General features: G+C 71.6%; 19 protein-coding genes. All 19 read right to left on the bottom strand.

Annotated features, from left to right (window positions below):
- Positions 1 to 41 precede the first annotated feature (41 nt).
- The 19 genes from OIE12_RS22820 to nrtL all read right to left on the bottom strand — a co-directional run bounded on the left by OIE12_RS22820 (position 42) and on the right by nrtL (position 20,726).
- Positions 42 to 863, bottom strand: a complete 822-nt coding sequence (locus tag OIE12_RS22820) for a F0F1 ATP synthase subunit delta (protein WP_329138207.1) — start codon at positions 861 to 863, stop codon at positions 42 to 44.
- Positions 860 to 1,423: a F0F1 ATP synthase subunit B gene (locus OIE12_RS22815; RefSeq protein ID WP_329138205.1), complete on the bottom strand. Its 564-nt coding sequence runs from the start codon at positions 1,421 to 1,423 to the stop codon at positions 860 to 862. Before OIE12_RS22815 ends, OIE12_RS22820 begins: the two co-directional genes overlap by 4 nt.
- Before the next feature lie 41 nt (positions 1,424 to 1,464).
- On the bottom strand, positions 1,465 to 1,695 hold the full coding sequence (gene atpE, locus OIE12_RS22810) for an ATP synthase F0 subunit C (RefSeq protein ID WP_006142454.1): 231 nt from the start codon (positions 1,693 to 1,695) through the stop codon (positions 1,465 to 1,467).
- A gap of 72 nt (positions 1,696 to 1,767) precedes the next feature.
- Entirely contained in the window at positions 1,768 to 2,589 is an 822-nt protein-coding gene (gene atpB, locus OIE12_RS22805; RefSeq protein ID WP_329138204.1) for a F0F1 ATP synthase subunit A, read from the bottom strand.
- Between the two features lie 225 nt (positions 2,590 to 2,814).
- Positions 2,815 to 3,252 (bottom strand): hypothetical protein, encoded by a 438-nt coding sequence (locus OIE12_RS22800; protein WP_329138202.1) that lies wholly within the window; start codon positions 3,250 to 3,252, stop codon positions 2,815 to 2,817.
- Positions 3,253 to 3,608: 356 nt separating this feature from the next.
- The gene (locus tag OIE12_RS22795; protein WP_329138200.1) at positions 3,609 to 4,916 is read right to left on the bottom strand and encodes an MraY family glycosyltransferase; all 1,308 of its coding nucleotides are present in this window, start codon (positions 4,914 to 4,916) and stop codon (positions 3,609 to 3,611) included.
- 139 nt (positions 4,917 to 5,055) lie between these two features.
- The gene (gene glyA, locus OIE12_RS22790; RefSeq protein ID WP_329138198.1) at positions 5,056 to 6,318 is read right to left on the bottom strand and encodes a serine hydroxymethyltransferase; all 1,263 of its coding nucleotides are present in this window, start codon (positions 6,316 to 6,318) and stop codon (positions 5,056 to 5,058) included.
- 145 nt (positions 6,319 to 6,463) lie between these two features.
- Positions 6,464 to 7,120, bottom strand: coding sequence for an arsenate reductase/protein-tyrosine-phosphatase family protein (locus OIE12_RS22785; RefSeq protein ID WP_329138195.1), 657 nt, complete (start codon positions 7,118 to 7,120; stop codon positions 6,464 to 6,466).
- A 52-nt stretch (positions 7,121 to 7,172) separates the two neighbouring features.
- Positions 7,173 to 7,820, bottom strand: a complete 648-nt coding sequence (locus OIE12_RS22780; protein WP_329138193.1) for an L-threonylcarbamoyladenylate synthase — start codon at positions 7,818 to 7,820, stop codon at positions 7,173 to 7,175.
- 56 nt (positions 7,821 to 7,876) lie between these two features.
- Entirely contained in the window at positions 7,877 to 8,716 is an 840-nt protein-coding gene (gene prmC / locus OIE12_RS22775; RefSeq protein WP_030380036.1) for a peptide chain release factor N(5)-glutamine methyltransferase, read from the bottom strand.
- A gap of 92 nt (positions 8,717 to 8,808) precedes the next feature.
- Positions 8,809 to 9,876, bottom strand: a complete 1,068-nt coding sequence (gene prfA, locus OIE12_RS22770; RefSeq protein ID WP_329138191.1) for a peptide chain release factor 1 — start codon at positions 9,874 to 9,876, stop codon at positions 8,809 to 8,811.
- A 105-nt stretch (positions 9,877 to 9,981) separates the two neighbouring features.
- Positions 9,982 to 10,203 carry a 50S ribosomal protein L31 gene (gene rpmE / locus OIE12_RS22765; protein WP_028804216.1) on the bottom strand — a complete coding sequence of 74 codons (222 nt, stop codon included), beginning with the start codon at positions 10,201 to 10,203 and terminating at the stop codon, positions 9,982 to 9,984.
- Between the two features lie 379 nt (positions 10,204 to 10,582).
- Entirely contained in the window at positions 10,583 to 11,740 is a 1,158-nt protein-coding gene (locus OIE12_RS22760; RefSeq protein ID WP_329138189.1) for an LCP family protein, read from the bottom strand.
- Positions 11,741 to 11,941: 201 nt separating this feature from the next.
- Positions 11,942 to 13,990: a transcription termination factor Rho gene (gene rho / locus OIE12_RS22755; RefSeq protein WP_329138187.1), complete on the bottom strand. Its 2,049-nt coding sequence runs from the start codon at positions 13,988 to 13,990 to the stop codon at positions 11,942 to 11,944.
- A gap of 418 nt (positions 13,991 to 14,408) precedes the next feature.
- Positions 14,409 to 15,377 (bottom strand): homoserine kinase, encoded by a 969-nt coding sequence (gene thrB / locus OIE12_RS22750; protein WP_329138185.1) that lies wholly within the window; start codon positions 15,375 to 15,377, stop codon positions 14,409 to 14,411.
- A 411-nt stretch (positions 15,378 to 15,788) separates the two neighbouring features.
- Complete coding sequence (thrC, locus tag OIE12_RS22745) at positions 15,789 to 16,847, bottom strand: threonine synthase (RefSeq protein ID WP_329138183.1); 1,059 nt, start codon at positions 16,845 to 16,847, stop codon at positions 15,789 to 15,791.
- Between the two features lie 6 nt (positions 16,848 to 16,853).
- Positions 16,854 to 18,155: a homoserine dehydrogenase gene (locus OIE12_RS22740; protein ID WP_030380043.1), complete on the bottom strand. Its 1,302-nt coding sequence runs from the start codon at positions 18,153 to 18,155 to the stop codon at positions 16,854 to 16,856.
- A gap of 158 nt (positions 18,156 to 18,313) precedes the next feature.
- The gene (gene lysA, locus OIE12_RS22735; RefSeq protein WP_329138180.1) at positions 18,314 to 19,714 is read right to left on the bottom strand and encodes a diaminopimelate decarboxylase; all 1,401 of its coding nucleotides are present in this window, start codon (positions 19,712 to 19,714) and stop codon (positions 18,314 to 18,316) included.
- Between the two features lie 31 nt (positions 19,715 to 19,745).
- On the bottom strand, positions 19,746 to 20,726 hold the full coding sequence (gene nrtL / locus OIE12_RS22730) for an ArgS-related anticodon-binding protein NrtL (RefSeq protein WP_329138178.1): 981 nt from the start codon (positions 20,724 to 20,726) through the stop codon (positions 19,746 to 19,748).
- Between the last annotated feature and the right edge of the window lie 60 nt (positions 20,727 to 20,786).

Below are 20,786 nucleotides of genomic sequence, written 5' to 3'. Positions count from 1 at the left end.
GGGCCGTATTACTACGTCGTGTGCGGTGCCGGCCGGCCTGGTCAGCCGGCCATGCGGCGGGTGGCGTCCTCGAGCCGGTCCGCGATCGACCCGTTGATGACCTCGTCACCGACCTGCACCCGGATCCCGCCGACGACCTCGGGGTCGACGTCGAGGTTGAGGTGCATCGGGCGGCCGTAGAGCTTCGCGAGGGCGGCGCCCAGGCGCTGCTTCTGCGGGTCGCTCAACGGCACCGCCGAGGTGACGACCGCGACCATCCGGTCCCGCCGCTCGGCGGCGAGCCTGGACAGGGACTCGAGTCCCGACTCCAGGCTACGTCCCCGGGGCGCGGTGACGAGTCGCGTCACCAGACGCTCGGTGACGGGCTTGGCCCGGCCGCCGAGCAGACGGTGCAGCAGCTCGCTCTTGGACGACGCCGGGGCGGCGCTGTCGGTGAGCGCGGACCGCAGTCCGGCGCTGGAGACGACGATCCGGGCGAACCGGAACAGCTCGTCCTCCACCTCGTCCAGCGTGCCGTTCCGCTGCGCGGCGGTGAGGTCGGCGATGTTCGCCAGCTCCTCCAGCACGTCCACCAGGTCGCGCGAGCGCGACCAGCGGGAGCGCACCGTGCCGGACACGAGGTCGAGCGCGGAGCCGCCGACCTGGCCGGCCAGCAGCCGCTGGGCCAGCTGGGCCTTGGCCTCGGCGGGCTGCGCCGGGTCGGTGAGGACCCGGCGCAGGCCGACCTCGCGGTCGAGCAGCGCCGTGACGGCGGCCAACTCGTCGGCGAGCGCGCCGGGGTCGGCGGCCGTCGAGTCGGTCAGCGCGTCGAGGCGCTCGCGTGCGGCGGCCAGCGCCTCACGGCTCGCTCCGTGTGCGGTCATCGAGCCGCCTCGGCCTTCGACGGGGCGTCGGCCTTGTCCTCGAGCTCGTCGAGGAAGCGGTCGATCACACGGCTCTGCCGGGCGTGGTCCTCCAGGGACTCGCCCACGAGCTTGCCGGCGAGGTCGGTGGCGAGCCGGCCGACGTCCTGCCGCAGCGTGTGCGCGGCGGCCTTGCGGTCCGCCTCGATCTGCGCGTGACCGGCGGCGATGATCTCCTCACGCTGCCGCTGGCCCTCCGCGCGCATCTCGGCGATGAGCGCGGCACCCTGCTCCTGCGCCTCCTGGCGGAGCCGCGCGGCCTCGTGCCGGGCCTCGGCGAGCTGGGCCTTGTACTGCTCGAGGACGCTCTGGGCCTCGGTCTGCGCGGCCTCGGCCTTCTCGATACCGCCCTCGATGGCTTCCCGACGCTCTTCCAGAACCTTGTTGATGTTCGGGAGGAGCTTCTTGAAGAGGAAGCCGAAGACGATGACGAAGGCGATCAGGCCGATGACGAGCTCGGGGATCGGCGGGACGAGGGGGTTCTCCGCCTCCGCCGCCGCGAGCTGAACCAGGGGGCTCACATCAGTGCCTTTCGTCTAGTCGGCTGGGCTGAATCAGCAGGTCACTTGCCGAAGACGAACGGCATGACCAGACCGATCAGCGCCAGGGCCTCACAGAAGGCGAAGCCGAGGATCTGGTTGGCGCGGATCAGACCGGCGGCCTCGGGCTGACGGGCCAGGGCCTGGGTGCCGTTGCCGAAGATGATGCCGATACCGACACCGGGACCAATGGCAGCGAGGCCGTAACCGATGGAGCCGAGCGAGCCGGAAACAGCGGCAAGGGTCTGGGACATGCCAGTTCTTCCTTTTCTTTGCGGACCGGTGGGGGTTGGCCACCGGACGAGAGGGGGTGGGAGCCGGGGTGCTCAGTGGTGCTCGGCGAGCGCACCCTGGACGTAGCTGCAGGCCAGGAGGACGAAGACGTACGCCTGGACGGCCTGGATGAAGAGCTCGAACAACGTCATCACCAGGACCATGACGAACGAGACGCCGGCGTAGGCGATGCCGATGCCGTTCAGCAGGTACCAGCTGGCGATGGTGAAGAGCAGCAGCAGGGTGTGGCCCGCGAACATGTTCGCGAAGAGCCGCACGGCGTGCGTGAACGGCCGGATGAACAGGTTCGAGAAGAACTCGATGGTCATCGACAGCGGCAGCACGGGACCGATGGAGGGGTCGTAGCCCGTGACGTTCTTGAAGAAGCCGACGAAACCCTGCCGCTTGAAGGTCAGGATGACCCAGGTCAACCAGACGATCACCGCGAGGACCAGCGGGTACGAGATGATCGCCGTCACCGGGAAGGCGGCGAGCGGGACGATGGACCAGAGGTTCATCATCCAGACGAAGAAGAACAGCGAGACCATGAAGGGCACGTACTTCTCGCCCTCGCGCTTGCCGATCGTCTCGTAGACGATGCCGCGGCGGACGAAGTCGTAGCCGGCCTCGGCGATCATCTGCAGCTTGCCCGGTACGACCTTCGGCCGGGCGAAGGCGGCCCAGAAGAACCCGACGATGACCAACGAGCCGAGCAGCGCGAGCAGCATCGTCTTGTTGAAATACAAGTTGCTGTCCGCGTCGCCCCACAGGGGCTCGAACAGGAACGAGTGCAGGCCCGGAGCGGGGAAGCCACAGCCGTCGAAGATGTGGCAGTCGGTCTCGAAGGCGAGCACCTGCGTCGGGTCAGCACTCACCGCGGGCTCCTTCAGCGTGGCGCATGGGTAGGGCAACCTCGTTGTGTCGGCGCGGCGAGCGGCCGCGGGTCGGCACTGGACTGGTGTTACGGATGTGGGGGCGGCTGAGGGGCATTGAGCCTCGCGATTGAGCAGGCGTCAGCTCTTGTGCCCGCGCCCGCGATGCCGCAGTTGGCACCGGACGATAGCAGGGTCTCCTGGTCGGCTTTATCTCGGCCCTATCCCTCACGGCCTCGACCCTGTGGTCGTGGGCCGGTCGCTCCGCTCCGAGTCGGGTTCGACGTAGAAGATCTTCGCCTTCATGTGCGCCCGGGCCTGCGCCGCCATCCACACGAGCGTGGACACGACGAGTCCCGCGGCGAAGGCCCTGGGGTTGAACAGGCTCGTGTCCTTGAAGAGCCCCATGAAGATGATCAGCAGCAGGAGTTGGGCGACGTACAGCATCAACCCCATGGCCTGGAACAGGTACGGAAGCGATTTCGCCGTCCACTGCAGGACGTACAGACCGATTCCCATGAAGAGGATGGCGAGCACCACGCCGACCGCGGCGCCGATGGCGCCCTTGCCGCCGGCGACCCCGGCGCTGACCGCGACGGCGATCGCGCCGGCAGCCGCTGTGGGCACAGCGGTCTGCAACAGGTTCCGGGCGTCATTGGACGGCATGGCGGCTACTCCGCATTGCTGGTGGGGGCAGGTGTCGTCATGGACGAGCGTAGTCCCGGGACGAGGCCGAACCTCTCGATGGAGAGGCCGACGAGAGGCCGTCGATTGACGGCTCTCGGCTCTGTCCTGGGTTCTCGTGAACCGTATCACAAACTATTTGATGAGGTCTTTACCTGGTTGGTGTGCCAGGTGTCACACATGAGGGTGAACCTGCGCGTCTGCGCGATTACGGGGGCCACTTGTCTGGTATTGCCCCGCTTCGCACCCCCACGTCTTGGCAACGCGTTAGTCAGATTCTTACCTTGAGACCGTCACGGGGAGGTTGTGCGGGGGTGGCGCGAGGGCGGCGCGAACGGTCACCGCCGGCCCCGGATCCCCAGCGCGCTGGCCCCGTGCGCCCCGGCGGCGACGGGCGTGCGCGGCTCCACGTCCGGCTCGGTCCCGGCCCCGGCCGTGCCGTCCGTCTCCTCGGGGCACTCCGCGGAGGCCAGGTACTTCCGCCGCCGGTAGCGGGGCGGCACGATCCGCTGGGCCCACCTGGGGGCGCGCGGCCGGAACCGCGGCAGCAACAGCAGGACGAGCCCCACCGCGCTCAGCGCCACGATCCCCAGCACGATCCACATCGACGCCGAGTTCACCGAGTATGCCAGCGCCCCGAACGCGATCAGCGCCGACCAGAAGTACATGATCAGCACCGCCCGGCTGTGCGAGTGCCCGATCTCCAGGAGCCGGTGGTGCAGATGCCCCCGGTCCGCCGCGAACGGGGACTGGCCCCGCCAGGTGCGCCGCACGATCGCCAGCACCAGGTCGGCCGCCGGCACCGCGATGATCGTCAGCGGCAGCAGCAGCGGGATGTAGACGGGCACCGTCTGGTGCACGGTGTTGCGCTCCGAACCGGAGAAGAGGTTCATCGCGTCCGGGTCGATCTGCCCGGTGATGGAGATGGCACCCGCCGCCAGCACGAGCCCGATCAGCATCGACCCCGAGTCGCCCATGAAGATCCGCGCGGGATGCATGTTGTGCGGCAGGAAGCCCAGGCACATGCCCATCAGGATGGCCGCGAACAGGGTCGCCGGGGCCGCCGCCTCCAGGCCGTAGCCGTACCAGATGCGGTACGCGTACATGAAGAACGCGGCGGACGCGATGCACACCATGCCGGCGGCGAGACCGTCGAGGCCGTCGACGAAGTTGACCGCGTTGATGGTGATGACGACGAGCGCGACCGTGAGCAGCGTGCCCTGCCACTGGGTGAGCGCGAACAGTCCGACGCCCGGGATGGGCAGCCACAGGATGGTCAGACCCTGGACCACCATCACACCGGCGGCGATCATCTGGCCGCCGAGCTTGATCAGCGCGTCGATCTCGAACTTGTCGTCGAGGACGCCGATCAGCCAGATCAGCGCGGCTCCGGAGAGCAGGGCGCGCGGCTCGTTGGAGTTGGAGAAGACCGCGTTGAGGTTGGTCAGATGGTCCGCGACCAGCAGTCCCGCGCACAGTCCGAAGAACATCGCGATGCCGCCGAGGCGGGGGGTGGGTTCTCGGTGCACGTCCCGGGCGCGGATCTCCGGCATGGCTCCGGCCACGATCGCGAACTTCCGTACCGGTCCTGTCAGCAGATACGTCACCGCGGCCGTGATGCAGAGCGTCAGGAGGTATTCACGCACGGGCTTCCCCACAGGTCTCGCTGGCCATCCTCAGCCCCACACCCTAGCTGTGTCGTGCATATGGGTGAGGACTTACGGGTAGCGACGATGGTTGCACGTGTGGCTGTGCACGGGCCGCGCCTACCCGGTTCCCGCCGGATTACGGGGCCGGTTGCGGTGGATAGGGCGGATATCTCCCCGTGAGCTCGACGACGGCGTCGCGCACGCGCCTGCTTTCCGCGCCCTCGCCGGCCAGGCCGTTTTCCGTGAGCGCGGCGCCGAACAGCCGCCCGATCCGCCCCATCTCGGCCTCCCCCATCCCCTGCGTGGTCACCGCGGCGGTGCCGAGCCGCAGACCGCGGGCGTCGCCGTACGGCAGGGCGCAGGTGTCCAGGACGAGGCCGGCGGCGGCGAGCCGGCCGCGGGCGGTGCGGGCGTCGACCCCGAGCGGGGCGGGGTCGACGGTGAGCAGGTGGGTGTCGGTGCCGCCGGTGGTGACCGTGAGCCCCTCGGCGGCCAGGGCGGCGGCGAGCGCGCGGGCGTTGACGACGACCTGGTGGGCGTAGTCGGCGAAGGCGGGGGTCGCCGCCTCGCCGAACGCGACGGCCTTCGCGGCGATGGCGTTCATCTGGGCCCCGGCCTGGGTGAACGGGAAGACGGCGCGGTCGATGCGCTCGGCGAGGTCGGCGCCGCACAGCAGCATGCCGCCGCGGGGGCCGCGCAGCACCTTGTGGGTGGTGGCGCAGACGACGTCGGCGTAGGGCACGGGGCTGGGTGCCGCTCCCCCGGCGACGAGGCCGATGGGGTGGGCGGCGTCGGCGATGAGGTGGGCGCCCACCTCGTCGGCGACGGCGCGGAAGGCTGCGTAGTCGAGGTGGCGGGGGTAGGAGATCGAGCCGCAGACGATCGCCTTGGGGCGGTGGGCGTGCGCGAGGGCGCGGACCTGGGCGTAGTCGATCAGGCCGCTGTCGGCGTCGACGCCGTAGCCGACGAAGTCGAACCAGCGGCCGGAGAAGTTGGCGGGCGAGCCGTGGGTGAGGTGACCGCCGAAGGGGAGGCCCATGGCGAGGACGGTGTCGCCGGGGCGGAGGAGCGCCGCGTAGGCAGCGAGGACGGCGGAGGAACCGGAGTGCGGCTGCACGTTGGCGTGCTCGGCGCCGAAGAGGGTTTTGGCGCGGTCCACGGCGAGGCGTTCGGCGGCGTCGACGATCTCGCAGCCGCCGTGGTGGCGGGCGGCGGGGTAGCCCTCGGCGTACTTGTTGGCGAGGGGCGAGCCGAGGGCTTCCAGCACGGCGGGAGAGGTGAAGTTCTCGGCGGCGATGAGCTGGAGGCCGGTGGACTGCCGGGTGAGCTCGCCGAGCAGGATGTCGGCGAGCTGGGGGTCCTGGCGGCGGAGGGTGCGTGCGGGGGGTGCGACCGTCATGGGGTACTCCGGGGGGCGACGGCGACGTGCTCCCACGGTAAGCCCGGGGCCGGGCCGCCGCCTCCGGGCGCCCTGCCACGGCGCGACCACGGGGGGGGACGCGGCCCCCACGCGTACCCGGCGGCTCCTGCGCGTGCCCGGCGGCTCACGCGCGGGCGGGGACTCCGGTCAGGGCGGTGACGACCGGGTCCAGGGCCTCGTTTATCTCTTCGCCGATGGAGCGGAAGAACGGCAGGGGCGCCCCGTACGGGTCGTACACCTCGTCCGCCTCCGCCGTCGGCGCCAGCAGCCAGCCGCGGAGCGCCGCCGCCGCACGGACCAGCGCGCGGGCGCGGCCCACCACCCCGTCCTCGAGCGGCGGCAGCGTCGCCATGTCGATCGCGTTCACCAGCCGCGTGAACTCCTTCAGCGTGAACGTCCGCAATCCCGCCGAGTGCCCCATGGAGATCACCTGCGCCCGGTGGTCCCGGGTCGCGGTCAGCACCAGGTCGGCCTCGATGACGTGCTCGTCGAGCAGCTCCCGCCCCACGAACCCCGACGCGTCCGCCCCGAAGTCGGCCAGCACGGTCTCCGCGTTGGCCTCCATGGGCGCCCCCTCGTGCCCCCACGTGCCCGCGCTCTCCACGACGAGCCCGCCCCACAGCGGATCGCCGAGCCGGTCGGCCAGGGCGTGCCGGGTCAGCCGCTCGGTGATCGGCGAGCGGCACACGTTGCCGGTGCTGACGTGGAGGATGCGGAAGGTGTCGCGGGGAGCGCCGTACACCGGGCTCCACGTGCCGTCGCCGTTGCCTATGCCACGCATGGGGGTCCCCCCTGCTCGAGCGCAGCCGAGAGCTCGGGGGATTCAGGGGCCGTCAATTCGCCACCTCGAGGTCGGGTACGACCTTGCGCAGGTCCTCCGCCGAGAGCGCGCCCTGGCGCAGCAGTACCGGCACCTTGCCGGTGACGTCGACGATGGAGGACGGCACGTTGCCGGGGGTGGGCCCGCCGTCGAGGTAGACGGAGACGGAGTCGCCGAGCATCTCCTGCGCGGCGTCGCAGTCCTCCGGCGCCGGGTGCCCGGTGAGGTTGGCGGAGGAGACGGCCATGGGGCCGACCTCGGTGAGCAGCTCGATGGCGACGGGGTGCAGCGGCATGCGCACGGCGACCGTGCCCCGGGTCTCGCCGAGGTCCCACTGCAACGACGGCTGGTGCTTGGCGACGAGCGTGAGCGCGCCCGGCCAGAACGCGTCGACGAGCTCCCAGGCCATCTCGGAGAAGTCGGTGACGAGCCCGTGCAGGGTGTTCGGGGAGCCGATGAGGACGGGCGAGGGCATGTTCCGGCCGCGCCCCTTGGCCTCCAGCAGGTCGCCGACGGCCTCCGCGGAGAAGGCGTCGGCGCCGATGCCGTAGACGGTGTCGGTCGGGAGCACCACGAGCTCGCCCCTGCGCACGGCGGAGGCCGCCTCGCGCAGCCCGGTCGCGCGGTCGGTGGCGTCGTTGGTGTCGTATCGCCGTGCCATCTAGGGGGCCTCCTCGTACGCGTACTGCATCGGTGTCGTCAGGGGCGCGGGCCGGTTCACGGCAGCGCCTTGCGGGCGGTCGCGAACCGCGGCCGGTTGTTGAGGTCGGGGTGGTCGGCCGCGTCGGCCCAGCCCTTCTCCTCGGCGAAGATCCACGGCACCTGGCCGCCCTGCGTGTCGGCGTGCTCGACGACGACGACCCCGCCGGGCCGCAGCAGCCGGTGCGCGGTGCGTTCCAGGCCCCGGATGAGGTCGAGGCCATCCTCGCCGGAGAACAGGGCGAGGTCGGGGTCGTGGTCGCGGGCCTCGGGGGCGACGTACTCCCACTCGGTGAGCGGGATGTACGGCGGGTTGGAGACGACGAGGTCGACCTGTCCGTCGAGGTCGGGGAAGGCGGTCAGTGCGTTGCCCTGGCGCAGCTCGACCCTGGAGCCCTCCATGTTCTTGCGCGCCCACTCGTGGGCGTCCTCGCTCAGCTCCACGGCGTACACGCGCGAGCGCGGGACCTCCTGGGCCAGCGCGAGCGCGATGGCGCCGGAGCCGGTGCACAGGTCGACGATGCACGGCTCGACGACGTCCATGGCCCGTACGGCGTCTATGGCCCAGCCGACGACGGACTCGGTCTCCGGGCGGGGCACGAAGACGCCGGGGCCGACCTGGAGCTCCAGATAGCGGAAGAAGGCCCGTCCGGTGATGTGCTGGAGCGGTTCGCGGGCCTCGCGCCGGGCGACGACCTCCCAGTACCGGGCGTCGAAGTCGGCGTCCTTGACGGTGTGCAGCTGCCCCCGCTTGACGCCGTGCACGAACGCGGCGAGCTCCTCGGCGTCGGTGCGCGGCGAGGGCACGCCGGCGTCGGCGAGCCGCTGGGTGGCCTGGGCCACCTCGGCGAGCAGCAGGCTGCGGGGGCTGGGGGTCCGCCCCCCGGGGTTAGGCTGCACCGCTCGTCCTCCGGTCACTGTGTTCGTACGTCCCTGCGCTGCGGCCCGCCCTACGCGGCGGCGAGCTTGGCCGCCGAGTCGGCGTCGACGCAGGCCTGGATGACCGCGCCGAGCTCGCCGTCCAGGACCTGGTCCAGGTTGTACGCCTTGAAGCCGACCCGGTGGTCCGAGATGCGGTTCTCCGGGAAGTTGTACGTACGGATCTTCTCGGAGCGGTCGACGGTGCGGACCTGGCTGCGGCGGGCGTCCGCGGCCTCCTTCTCCGCCTCCTCCTGGGCCGCCGCGAGGAGCCTGGAGCGCAGGATACGCAGCGCCTGCTCCTTGTTCTGCAGCTGGCTCTTCTCGTTCTGGCAGGAGGCGACGACACCGGTCGGGAGGTGCGTGATGCGGACCGCGGAGTCGGTGGTGTTGACCGACTGCCCGCCGGGACCGGAGGACCGGTAGACGTCGATCCGGAGGTCGTTCGGGTTGATCTCGACGTCGACCTCCTCCGCCTCGGGCGTGACGAGCACACCGGCGGCGGAGGTGTGGATACGGCCCTGCGACTCGGTCGCCGGGACGCGCTGCACACGGTGCACGCCGCCCTCGTACTTCAGCCGCGCCCACACGCCCTGCCCGGGCTCGATCTGCCCGCGGGCCTTCACCGCGACCTGGACGTCCTTGTAGCCGCCGAGCTCGGACTCGGTGGCGTCGATGATCTCGGTCTTCCAGCCGACGCGCTCGGCGTAGCGCAGATACATGCGCAGCAGGTCCCCGGCGAACAGGGCGGACTCGTCGCCGCCGGCGCCGGCCTTGATCTCGAGGATGACGTCCTTGTCGTCGCTGGGGTCGCGCGGGACGAGCAGCAGCCGCAGCTTCTCGGTCAGCTCCTCGCGCTGCTGCTCCAGCTCCTTGACCTCGGCGGCGAAGTCGGGGTCGTCGGCGGCGAGCTCGCGGGCGGTGCCGATGTCGTCGCCGGCCCGCTTCCAGGAACGGTAGGTGGCGACGATCGGGGTCAGCTCGGCGTAGCGCTTGTTGAGCCTGCGCGCGTTGGCCTGGTCGGCGTGCACGGCAGGGTCGGCGAGCTTCGTCTCCAGGTCGGCGTGCTCACCGACGAGTTCCTCGACCGCCTCGAACATCTCCGGCTCCCATGTGAAATGACGAACAGTGGCTGCACCGCAAAGCGCCGGCCCCGGCGCCCCCACCATGACGGCGGGAACCCGGGGACCGGCGCTGTGGGCTCGCTACTTCTTGGCAGCGGCAGCCTTGCCGAAGCGGGCCTCGAAGCGGGCCACGCGGCCACCGGTGTCGAGGATCTTCTGCTTGCCCGTGTAGAACGGGTGGCACTCGGAGCAGACCTCGGCCCGGATGGTGCCGGACTCGATGGTGCTGCGAGTGGTGAACGACGCGCCACAGGTGCAGCTGACCTGCGTCTCGACGTACTCGGGGTGGATGTCGCGCTTCAAGGTGTCTCCTAGGTTCGGGAGGGCGCCGGGTCGCAGCCGCGGGATGCGGAGCGTGAACCGGAGCCGACGTGCCAGTCTGCCAGCAACTGGCCGCATCCCCCAAAACGGGGGGTTGCGGCCAGATATTCCGGCGACTGGGGGTGGGGTCCGGGTGCGTTGCCGGGTGCGGGTGGGTTCGTGGTTGCTCGCGCAGTTCCCCGCGCCCCTAGAAGACTGGGCGCGCCCCCTGCTTTTCAGGGGCGCGGGGAACTGCGCGAGAAGTCCCCACCCACCCGCAGCCCCCACTCATCCCCACCCACCCGAGCTCTCCGGGGTCCAAGGGGCGGAGCCCCTTGTCAAGGATGGGAAGGGTAGGGGCGGCGGGGGCGAGAAAATCCCGTCAGGACCCGGACACGACCCCCTTCGCCTCGCCGGAGGCGGTCCCTTCCGTCGCGGCGGAGGGGATCGCCTTGTCCCCCTTCAGCGCCGTCCAGACCTGCGAGGCCTTGGCCTCGTCCACAAGCACCCGGTTCCCGTTCGCCGGGTCGTAGCGGACCGGCATCGTGACCATGTTCATCCGGTCCGCGCCGATGCCCTTCAGGCCCCCGGCGAAGGACACCAGGTCCTTCACGGACCCCAGGTCGGAGTCCGTGGTCACCGCCTTCGTCGCCGTGTCCGCGAGGTCGTACAGCTTCTTCGGACTCGTCAGCACCCCGAGCTGCCTCACCTGGGTGACCAGCGCCTTCATGAACGCCTGCTGGAGCTGGATCCGCCCGAGGTCGGACCCGTCGCCCACCCCGTGCCGCGTCCGGACGAGCCCGAGCGCCTGCTCGCCGTCGAGCCGGTGCGTGCCAGCGGGGAGGTCGAGGTGGCTGTCGGGGTCGTCGATGGCCTTGGTCGTCGTCACCTCGACCCCGCCGAGTTCGTCGATGAGCTTCTGGAAGCCCGCGAAGTCGACCTCGAGGAAGTGGTCCATCCGGATGCCGGTCATCGTCTCGACGGTCTTGACGGCGCAGGCGGCGCCCCCGGTGGAGTACGCGGAGTTGAACATCACGCCGGACGCGGCGGGACGGTCGCCGCCGTCGGCGCCGGTGCACGCGGGACGGTCGACGAGGGTGTCGCGCGGGATGGAGACGACGCTCGCCTTCCTGTGGCCCTCGTACACGTGCACGATCATCGCCGTGTCGGAGCGTGCCGTGCCGTCGTCGCTGCCGCCGCCCAGCTTCTTGTTGCTGCCGGAACGGGTGTCGGAGCCCAGGACGAGGATGTCCTCGGAGCCGTTGTCGACGTCGGAGGGGCGGTGCCCGCCCAGCGCCTGGTTGAGGTCGATGCTGCGGATGTTGCCGTTGAGCTTGAGGTACAGGTAGCCGACGCCGGTGCCGCCGAGGACGAGGATGCCGAAGGCGACCCAGGACGTGACGCGCAGGGCCTTGCGCCGCGCGCTGAGCGGCTTGCGGCGGCGGCCTCTGTTCCCGCCCCGTCGGGAGCCCCCGGGGCCTTCGGGGCCCGTGGGACCGGTGTCCGGGGTCACGGCGTCCGGTGTGGTGTCGGCGGGCATGTGCTCCTCGGTTCGCGTCGGGTCGTCCCCCCATGGTCACTCCGTTCGGGGAGACGGCGAAAGCCGACATAGGGTTGCACACACCGTTGTGCCCCCTGTGTGCGGTTTGTCACCTCACGAACACCGGCCCGGGCACGCGACAAGAGGGGTGGACGGCCGCCGTACGGCCGTCCACCCCTCTTGTCTTCGGGGCGTCTGCGCTCAGTCGCCGTTGCCCGGCGCCGGCGTCGTCTTCTGGATCTGCATCAGGAACTCGGCGTTCGACTTGGTCTGCTTCATCTTGTCGAGGAGCAGTTCGATCGCCTGCTGCGAGTCGAGCGCGTGCAGCACCCGGCGCAGCTTCCAGGTGATGGCCAGCTCGTCGCTGCCGAGGAGGATCTCCTCCTTGCGGGTGCCGGACGCGTCGACGTCCACCGCGGGGAAGATGCGCTTGTCGGCGAGCTTCCGGTCGAGCTTGAGCTCCATGTTGCCGGTGCCCTTGAACTCCTCGAAGATCACCTCGTCCATGCGGGACCCGGTGTCCACCAGGGCGGTGGCGAGGATGGTCAGCGAGCCGCCGTCCTCGATGTTGCGGGCCGCACCGAAGAAGCGCTTCGGCGGGTACAGGGCGGTCGAGTCGACACCACCGGAGAGGATGCGGCCGGAGGCCGGGGCGGCGAGGTTGTACGCGCGGCCCAGACGGGTGATCGAGTCGAGCAGCACGACGACGTCGTGGCCCAGCTCCACCAGGCGCTTGGCGCGCTCGATGGCGAGCTCGGCGACCGTGGTGTGGTCCTCGGCCGGGCGGTCGAAGGTCGAGGAGATGACCTCGCCCTTGACCGACCGCTGCATGTCGGTGACCTCTTCCGGACGCTCGTCGACCAGGACGACCATCAGGTGGCACTCGGGGTTGTTGTGCGTGATCGCGTTGGCGACCGCCTGCATGATCATGGTCTTGCCGGTCTTCGGCGGGGCCACGATCAGACCGCGCTGGCCCTTGCCGATGGGCGAGACCAGGTCGATGATCCGGGTCGTCAGCACACCGGGGTCCGTCTCCAGGCGGAGGCGGTCCTGCGGGTACAGCGGGGTGAGCTTGTTGAACTCCGGGCGGCCGCGGCCGTGTTCGGGCGCCATGCCGTTGACGGAGTCCAGGCGGACCAGCGCGTTGAACTTCTCGCGGCGCTCGCCCTCCTTGGGCTGGCGGACCGCGCCGGTGACGTGGTCGCCCTTGCGCAGGCCGTTCTTGCGGACCTGGGCCAGGGAGACGTAGACGTCGTTCGGGCCGGGCAGGTAGCCGGAGGTGCGGATGAAGGCGTAGTTGTCGAGGATGTCCAGGATGCCCGCGACGGGGATCAGGACGTCGTCCTCGTTGATCTGCGGCTCCTGCACGTCGTCGCGCCCGCGCCGGCCCCTGCGGTCCCGGTACCGGCCGCGACGGCCGCGGCGGCCGCCTCCGTCGTCGTCGTAGCCGTCGTCCTGCTGGCCGCCACCACCGCGCTGCTGGTTGTTCTGCTGGCCGCGCTGCTGGTTGTTCTGGTCGTCGCCCTTGTTCCGGCGGTCACCGCGGTCGCGGTCGCCGCGGTCACCCCGGTCGCCGCGGTCACGGTCCCGGTCACCGCGGTCACGGCCGCGCTCGCGGCGGCTCTGCCGGCCCTGACGGCCGTCGCCGCCCTGGTCGCCGTCGCCGCCCCGGCCCTCGCCGCCCTGGCCCTGGTTCTGCTGGCCCTGGTTCTGCTGCGGGGCGGGGGTCTCGGCCTTGGGCTCGGTGCGGGCCTCGGCGGCGGCCGTCTCGGGGCTGCCGGCCTCGGCGGTCGCACGGCGCCGGCGGCGCTCGGCGGGGGCCTCGCCACCCGCCGGCTGGCCGGGGATGTCGATCTGCTGCTGGGAGGCGGCCTGCTCGGCGGGCTGCTCGGCCTTCTTGGCGACGGGCGCGGCCTCGTCGCCGGTACGCGTACGGGAGGTGGCCCGGCGCTTCGGCTTGGTCTCGCCCGCGGCGTCCGCGACGGCGGGCGCGGTGGCCTTGGCGGGGGCTCCCCCGGCGGCCTGCGCCTCCTTGATGACCTCGATCAGCTGGCTCTTGCGCATCCGCGCGGTGCCCCTGATGCCGAGGCCCGAGGCGACCTGCTGCAGCTCGGCCAGCACCATGCCCTCGAGGCCGGTGCCACGGCGCCGCCGGGAGCCGGCACCGGTGGCAGGCGCGGAGGCGTCCGTGGCGGGCGCGGCAGCGGTGTCCTCGACACGTGCGCCCATCAGATCGGTGGTGTCGCTCACGAAGGGTCCTTCCCTGGAGCGGACGTCGGCCTGTCTGGCTCGGCGACCGGTTGTGCTGTCCGGCTTCGGTCCGATGCTGTCGGATCGTGCCGGGGCGGTGGTCCGCCAACGCGGCGGAGGAGATTGCTGGTGATGGCGCTTGCCTGAGCGGTGGCACGTGGTGTCGGTGTCACGCGGCTGGCTCACGCCGGTTCCGGAGCGTGCCCGGCAAGCAGCTCAGCGTTGCCGTACGGCGTACTGCCCGCATACGTCGTACGGAACACGGTGCGGCTTGGGAGGCTCCCGGAAGAATGTCTGTCCCGGACGGGGACACGAAGCACCTCGCCATGGCGGGGTCGGGTGCAGACTTGAGGTTAACACTACCGGATCCAACAAACATTCCCCCTCTCGAAATCCGGCAACCGGACGCTGTGGGTGGTTATCGCCCGGCACCGGCCTCGGTACCGGCCCCGGGTCCGGCCTCCGCACCGGGGGCGGCGAGCGGCAGCACGCTCGCCCCGGTGCCGTCGAGTTCCAGCCGGTTGGCGGCCCAGCCGGGGCCCGCCAGATCGGCGACCTTGTCGGCGCTCGCCGCGTCGGCGAGGGCCAGCACGGTGGGTCCGGCGCCGGAGATGACCGCCGGGACGCCGTCCCCGCGCAGCCGCTCCACCAGCGCGGCGCTCTCCGGCATGGCCGGGGCGCGGTACTCCTGGTGGAGGCGGTCCTCGGTGGCGGGCAGCAGCAGTTCGGGGCGCCGGGTCAGCGCCTCGACGAGCAGGGCGGCGCGGCCCGCGTTGGCGGCGGCGTCGACGTGCGGGACGGTGCGCGGGAGCAGTCCGCGCGCGGTCTCGGTCAGTACCGGTTTTCCGGGCACGAAAACCACCGGAACGATGGAATCGGCCGGTTCGGTCCTGATGGCCCGGGCGGCGCCGGCGTCCATCCAGGAGAGCGTGAAACCGCCGAGCAGACAGGCGGCGACGTTGTCGGGGTGGCCCTCGATCTCGGTGGCCAGCTCGAGCAGCGCGGTGTCGTCGAGCCTGGCCTCGCCGCCTATGGTCACCGCCCGCGCGGCGACGATGCCGGCGCAGATGGCGGCGGAGGAGGAGCCGAGGCCGCGGCCGTGCGGGATGCGGTTGGCGCACACGATCTCCAGGCCGCGGGGCTGTCCGCCCAGCACGTCGAAGGCGGTGCGCAGGGCGCGGACGAGAAGATGGCTCTCGTCGCGGGGCAGGGTCTCGCTGCCCTCCCCCGCGATGTCGATGTGCAGCCCTGAGTCGGCCACCCGGACGACCACGTCGTCGTAGAGCCCCAGCGCGAGGCCGAGGGCGTCGAAGCCCGGGCCGAGGTTGGCACTGGTGGCGGGGACGCGCACCCGGACGGCGGCGGCGCGGAACGCTGGACCGGCCATCGCTCGATGACTCTCCTTGAACTGCGGGACTGTCGAATGGCGTTCGACGCGGGGGAGGCGCGCGACCGGCATTCGAATGCGGGACCTGTGCTGCGGGATGTCTGCTGCGGATGTGGAGGTTTCGGTACGTACGGGCAATACGTACGGGGACCCATCGGCCGCGTACGGCCGCGGAGCGACCCGGCAGGCGCCTGGCGGGCACCGGAACCGGCCGCGTGGGGTCGCGCGAAGGGCGCGACACCGCGGCATATGCGGCGGGCGGGTTCAGTACAGCCTATCGAAGGTGGGTTCAGTGGCGACATAGGGCGCACGGGAGGCGCACGATGCGTGTCGCCTCCTCCGCCGTGCACCCCCGCACCGTCGCGACCACGACGGCGGGGGGTGCGGGCGGTCCCGCCGTACGACTCCCCCTTACGCGAGCCCGAGCCGCTCCGCCGCCGTCGCCGCGTCGACCGGCACGGTGACCGGCTGCGGCGCTCCGGCGACCGCCCAGTCGGGGTCCTTGAGCCCGTTGCCGGTCACCGTGCAGACGATCCGCTGGCCCGGGTCGACCTTGCCCTGCTCGGCCGCCTTCAGCAGACCGGCGACCGAAGCGGCCGAGGCCGGCTCCACGAAGACGCCCTCCTGCGCCGCCAACAGCCGGTAGGCGCGCAGGATCTCGCGGTCCGTCACCTCGTCGATGGCGCCGCCCGACTCGTCCCGCGCGGCCAGCGCGTACTGCCAGGACGCCGGGTTGCCGATGCGGATGGCGGTGGCGATCGTCGACGGGTCCTTGACGACCTCGCCGCGCACGATCGGCGCCGAGCCGGAGGCCTGGAAGCCCCACATGCGGGGCGTGCGGGAGGCCACGCCGTCGGCGGCGTACTCGGTGTAGCCCTTCCAGTAGGCCGTGATGTTGCCCGCGTTGCCGACCGGCAGGACGTGGATGTCCGGGGCGTCGCCCAGCATGTCCACGATCTCGAAGGCGGCGGTCTTCTGACCCTCGATCCGTACCGGGTTGACCGAATTGACCAGCGCCACCGGGTAGTTGTCGGAGAGCGAGCGCGCGAGCGTCAGACAGTCGTCGAAGTTGCCGTCGACCTGGAGGATCTTGGCGCCGTGGACGAGGGCCTGGCCCATCTTGCCGAGTGCGATCTTGCCCTGCGGCACGAGCACCGCGGAGACCATCCCGGCGCGTACGGCGTAGGCGGCGGCGGAGGCGGAGGTGTTGCCCGTGGAGGCACAGATGACTGCCTTGGCGCCCTCCTCCTTGGCCCGCGTGATGGCCATCGTCATGCCGCGGTCCTTGAAGGAACCGGTCGGGTTGGCGCCCTCCACCTTCAGGTGGACCTCGCAGCCCGTGCGCTCGGAGAGCACCTGCGCGGGTACGAGCGGCGTGCCGCCCTCGCGGAGCGTGACGACCTCGGTGGTGTCGGAGACCGGCAGCCGGTCCCGGTACTCCTCGATGATTCCGCGCCACTGGTGGGTCATTGCTGGTTACTCTCCTTCAACCCGCATGATGCTGGCGACGCCCCGCACGGTGTCGAGGCTGCGCAGCGCCTCGACGACGCCGGTGAGGGCGGCGTCGGACGCGCGATGGGTGACGACGACGAGGGAGGCCTCGCCGTCCCCGTCCGGCCGGCTCTGCTGGCGGACGGTGTCGATCGAGACGCCGTGCTCGGCGAACACGGTGGCCACCTGGGCGAGGACGCCCGGTTTGTCGGCGACGTCCAGGCTGATGTGGTACCGCGTGACCACCTCGCCCATCGGCGAGACCGGCAGCCGGGTGTACGCGGACTCGCCGGGCCCGGTGGTGCCGTGCAGCCGGTTGCGGCAGACGGCGACCAGGTCGCCGAGGACCGCGGAGGCGGTGGGCGCGCCGCCCGCGCCGGGGCCGTAGAACATCAGCTGCCCGGCGGCCTCGGACTCGACGAAGACGGCGTTGTAGGCGCCGCGCACGGAGGCCAGCGGATGGCTGAGCGGGATCATCGCGGGGTGCACGCGCGCGGTGACCGAGCCGCCGTCGGCCGCCCGCTCGCAGATGGCGAGCAGCTTGATGGTGCAGCCCATCTCCTTGGCGGAGGCGAAGTCGGCGGCGGTGACCTCGGTCATGCCCTCGCGGTAGACGTCGTCCAGGCGCACGCGGGTGTGGAAGGCGATCCCGGCGAGGATGGCGGCCTTGGCGGCGGCGTCGAAGCCCTCGACGTCGGCGGTCGGGTCGGCCTCGGCGTACCCGAGCGCGGTGGCCTCGTCCAGGGCCTCCTGGTAGCCGGCGCCGGTGGAGTCCATCTTGTCGAGGATGAAGTTGGTGGTGCCGTTGACGATGCCGAGGACGCGGTCGACCTTGTCGCCGGCGAGGGACTCGCGCAGCGGCCGGATCAGCGGGATGGCGCCGGCGACGGCGGCCTCGTAGTAGAGGTCCCGGCCGTGCTCGGTGGCGGCGGCGTGCAGCGCGGCGCCGTCCTGGGCGAGGAGCGCCTTGTTGGCGGAGACGACGGAGGCGCCGTGCTCGAACGCGGTGGTGATGAGGGTGCGGGCGGGCTCGATCCCCCCGATGACCTCCACCACGACGTCGATGTCGCCGCGTTTGACGAGGGCGGTGGCGTCGGTGGTGACCAGGGCGGGGTCGATGCCCTCGCGGACCTTGGCGGGCCGGCGGACGGCGACTCCGGCGAGTTCGAGGGGGGCGCCGATCCGGGCGGCGAGGTCCTCCGCGTGCGTCGTCATGATGCGCGCCACCTCTGAGCCGACTACCCCACAGCCCAGCAGCGCCACTTTCAGCGGACGCGTACGCATCATCCGACCTCGTTTCCTCATACCGTCCAGGTCCCACCAGTCTCACGCACCGGACCGGAATTCCTGCCCTTGGTCCGGATTGTGAGACATGCATTTCATTGTCGCGACGGCGGAAGGCGGAAGATCTTCCGCCTTCCGCCGTGGAGCGGTTGACGAGGGGTTCAGCCGACGTCGAGCCGCAGCAGGTCCTCCTCGCTCTCGCGGCGCACGATGACCCGCGCCTCGCCGTCGCGCACGGCGACGACCGGCGGCCGCAGCGCGTGGTTGTAGTTGCTGGCCATGGAACGGCAGTAGGCGCCGGTGGCGGGGACGGCGATGAGGTCACCGGGCGCGAGGTCGGCCGGCAGGAACGCGTCCTTGACCACGATGTCGCCGCTCTCGCAGTGCTTGCCGACGACGCGGACGAGCATCGGCTCGGCGTCGCTCGTACGGGAGGCCAGGGCGACGCTGTACTCGGCGTCGTACAGCGCGGTACGGATGTTGTCGGACATGCCGCCGTCGACGGAGACGTACGTCCGCAGTCCTTCCAGCGGCTTGACGGTGCCGACCTCGTACAGCGTGAAGGTGGTGGGGCCGGCGATGGCGCGTCCCGGCTCGACGGAGATGCGCGGCGTGCGCAGCCGGGCGGACTCGCACTCCCGGGTGACGATCTCGGTGAGCGCCTTGGCGATCTCGTGCGGCTCGCGGGGGTCGTCCTCGCTGGTGTACGCGATGCCGAGCCCGCCGCCGAGGTCGATCTCGGGCAGCTCGACGCCGTGCTCGTCACGGATGTCCTTGAGCAGCCCCACCACCCGGTGGGCGGCGACCTCGAACCCGGACATGTCGAAGATCTGCGACCCGATGTGGGAGTGGATGCCGATGACGTCCAGCGAGTCGAGCTGGAGCGCCCGCCGCACGGCCTCGGCGGCCTGCCCGCCGGCCAGCGGGATGCCGAACTTCTGGTCCTCGTGGGCGGTGGCGATGAACTCGTGGGTGTGCGCCTCGACGCCGACGGTGACGCGGATCTGCACGCGCTGGCGCTTGTCCAGCTCGCGGGCGATGTGGGCGACGCGCACGATCTCCTGGAAGGAGTCGAGCACGATCCGCCCGACCCCGGCCTCGACGGCCCGGCGGATCTCGGCCGGCGTCTTGTTGTTCCCGTGGAAGGCGATGCGGTCCGGGGAGAGCCCCGCGGACAGCGCGGTGGCGAGCTCGCCTCCCGAGCACACGTCCAGGTTGAGCCCTTCCTCGTCCAGCCAGCGCACGACGGCGCGGGAGAGGAAGGCCTTGCCGGCGTAGAAGACGTCGGCGTCGTGCCCGAAGGCGGTGCGCCAGGCGCGCGCCCGGGCCCGGAAGTCGGCCTCGTCGAGGACGTAGGCCGGCGTGCCGACCTGGGCGGCGAGCGCGTTGACGTCAACGCCGCCGACGGTGACGACACCGTCCGCGTTCCGGGCGACGGTCTGGGCCCACACCTTGGGGTCGAGGGCGTTGGGGTCGGCGGGCGGGGCTGCGCTTGCTACGGAGCGCCCTTCGGGAAGGACGTCGGCGTGCCGGGGCCCGGCGGGATGTGCGGAACGACTCATGGGCTTCTCTCTAGCTCCTGAACCTCTGACCTCAGAGGTGGACGGGTGCGCTGATGCCGAGCAGGGACAGGCCACCGGCCAGCACCGTCCCGGCGGCTTCGGCGAGCGCGAGCCGGGCGCGGTGGGCGGCCGAGGGTTTCTCGTCGCCGAGGGGCAGCACGGTGTGCTGGACGGCGAGGAAGGCGTCGGCGGTGGTGACGAGGTGCCGGGCGAGCCGGTCGGGCGCGCGGTGGTGCGCGGCGCGCGAGAGGGCGCCCGGGTACTCGGCGAGCGCGTGCAGCAGGGGCTGGGCGCCGGGGACGTCCACGGCCCCGGGCTCGGGCGTGAGGTGCAGCCGGGCGGCGCCGCGCGCGAGGGCGCGCGCCCGCGCATGCGCGTAGCGCACGCGGAACAGCGGATTGCTCTCACGCTGCACGAGGTGGTCGGCGGTGATCCGGGGCCGGTCGTGCGGGGCGGGGTGCAGCAGCGCCCAGCGGGAGGCGTCCCCGCCGAGCGGCGCGGGGTCCTCCCCGGCGGGCACGGGCCGCAGCGTGACGGGCTCCCCGTGCGCGACCTCGGCCCGCCCGCCCTGGCTGGCGATGATCCGCACGAGGGAGTCGGCGACGACTTCGGCGCGGATGTCGTAGGGGATGCGAAGCGCGACGGGCTCTTCGCCGGCGAGCTCGTCGGAGTACCCGTACCGGCTTCCCTCTTGGCCGATCTGCCGCACGAGGGCGGAGGCGGCGAGGTCGTCGGCGAGGTGGATGTTGAGAAACCCGGGCCCACTGACGACGACGTCGGCGACGCCGTCTGCCCGGCGAAGCCGGGGCCGGAGGATCTCGGCGACGTGGAGGGGCGGCCGCCCGGCATCCCGGGCGAGCTGGAGCGCGATGTTGGTGGCGTAGTCCCCGGAACCCCCGGGCCCCGGGGGCGTGACAACGGCACGCACGGGAACGGCCACGCTCAGCTCCCCGTCGTCGACAGCGGACCGCACCGCGCGCAGCACGGTACGGGAGAGCTCGACGGGGGTCACGGGACAAGGGTAGGGGAGGAGGGGGGTGGGAAGGCGAGTGGATAAGGGCGGGGTATCGGG

This window comes from Streptomyces sp. NBC_00670 (assembly GCF_036226765.1).
Taxonomy (GTDB): Bacteria; Actinomycetota; Actinomycetes; order Streptomycetales; family Streptomycetaceae; genus Streptomyces.
Note: the sequence above shows the minus strand (reverse complement) of the source record. Positions and strands in the feature narration are given on the sequence as shown.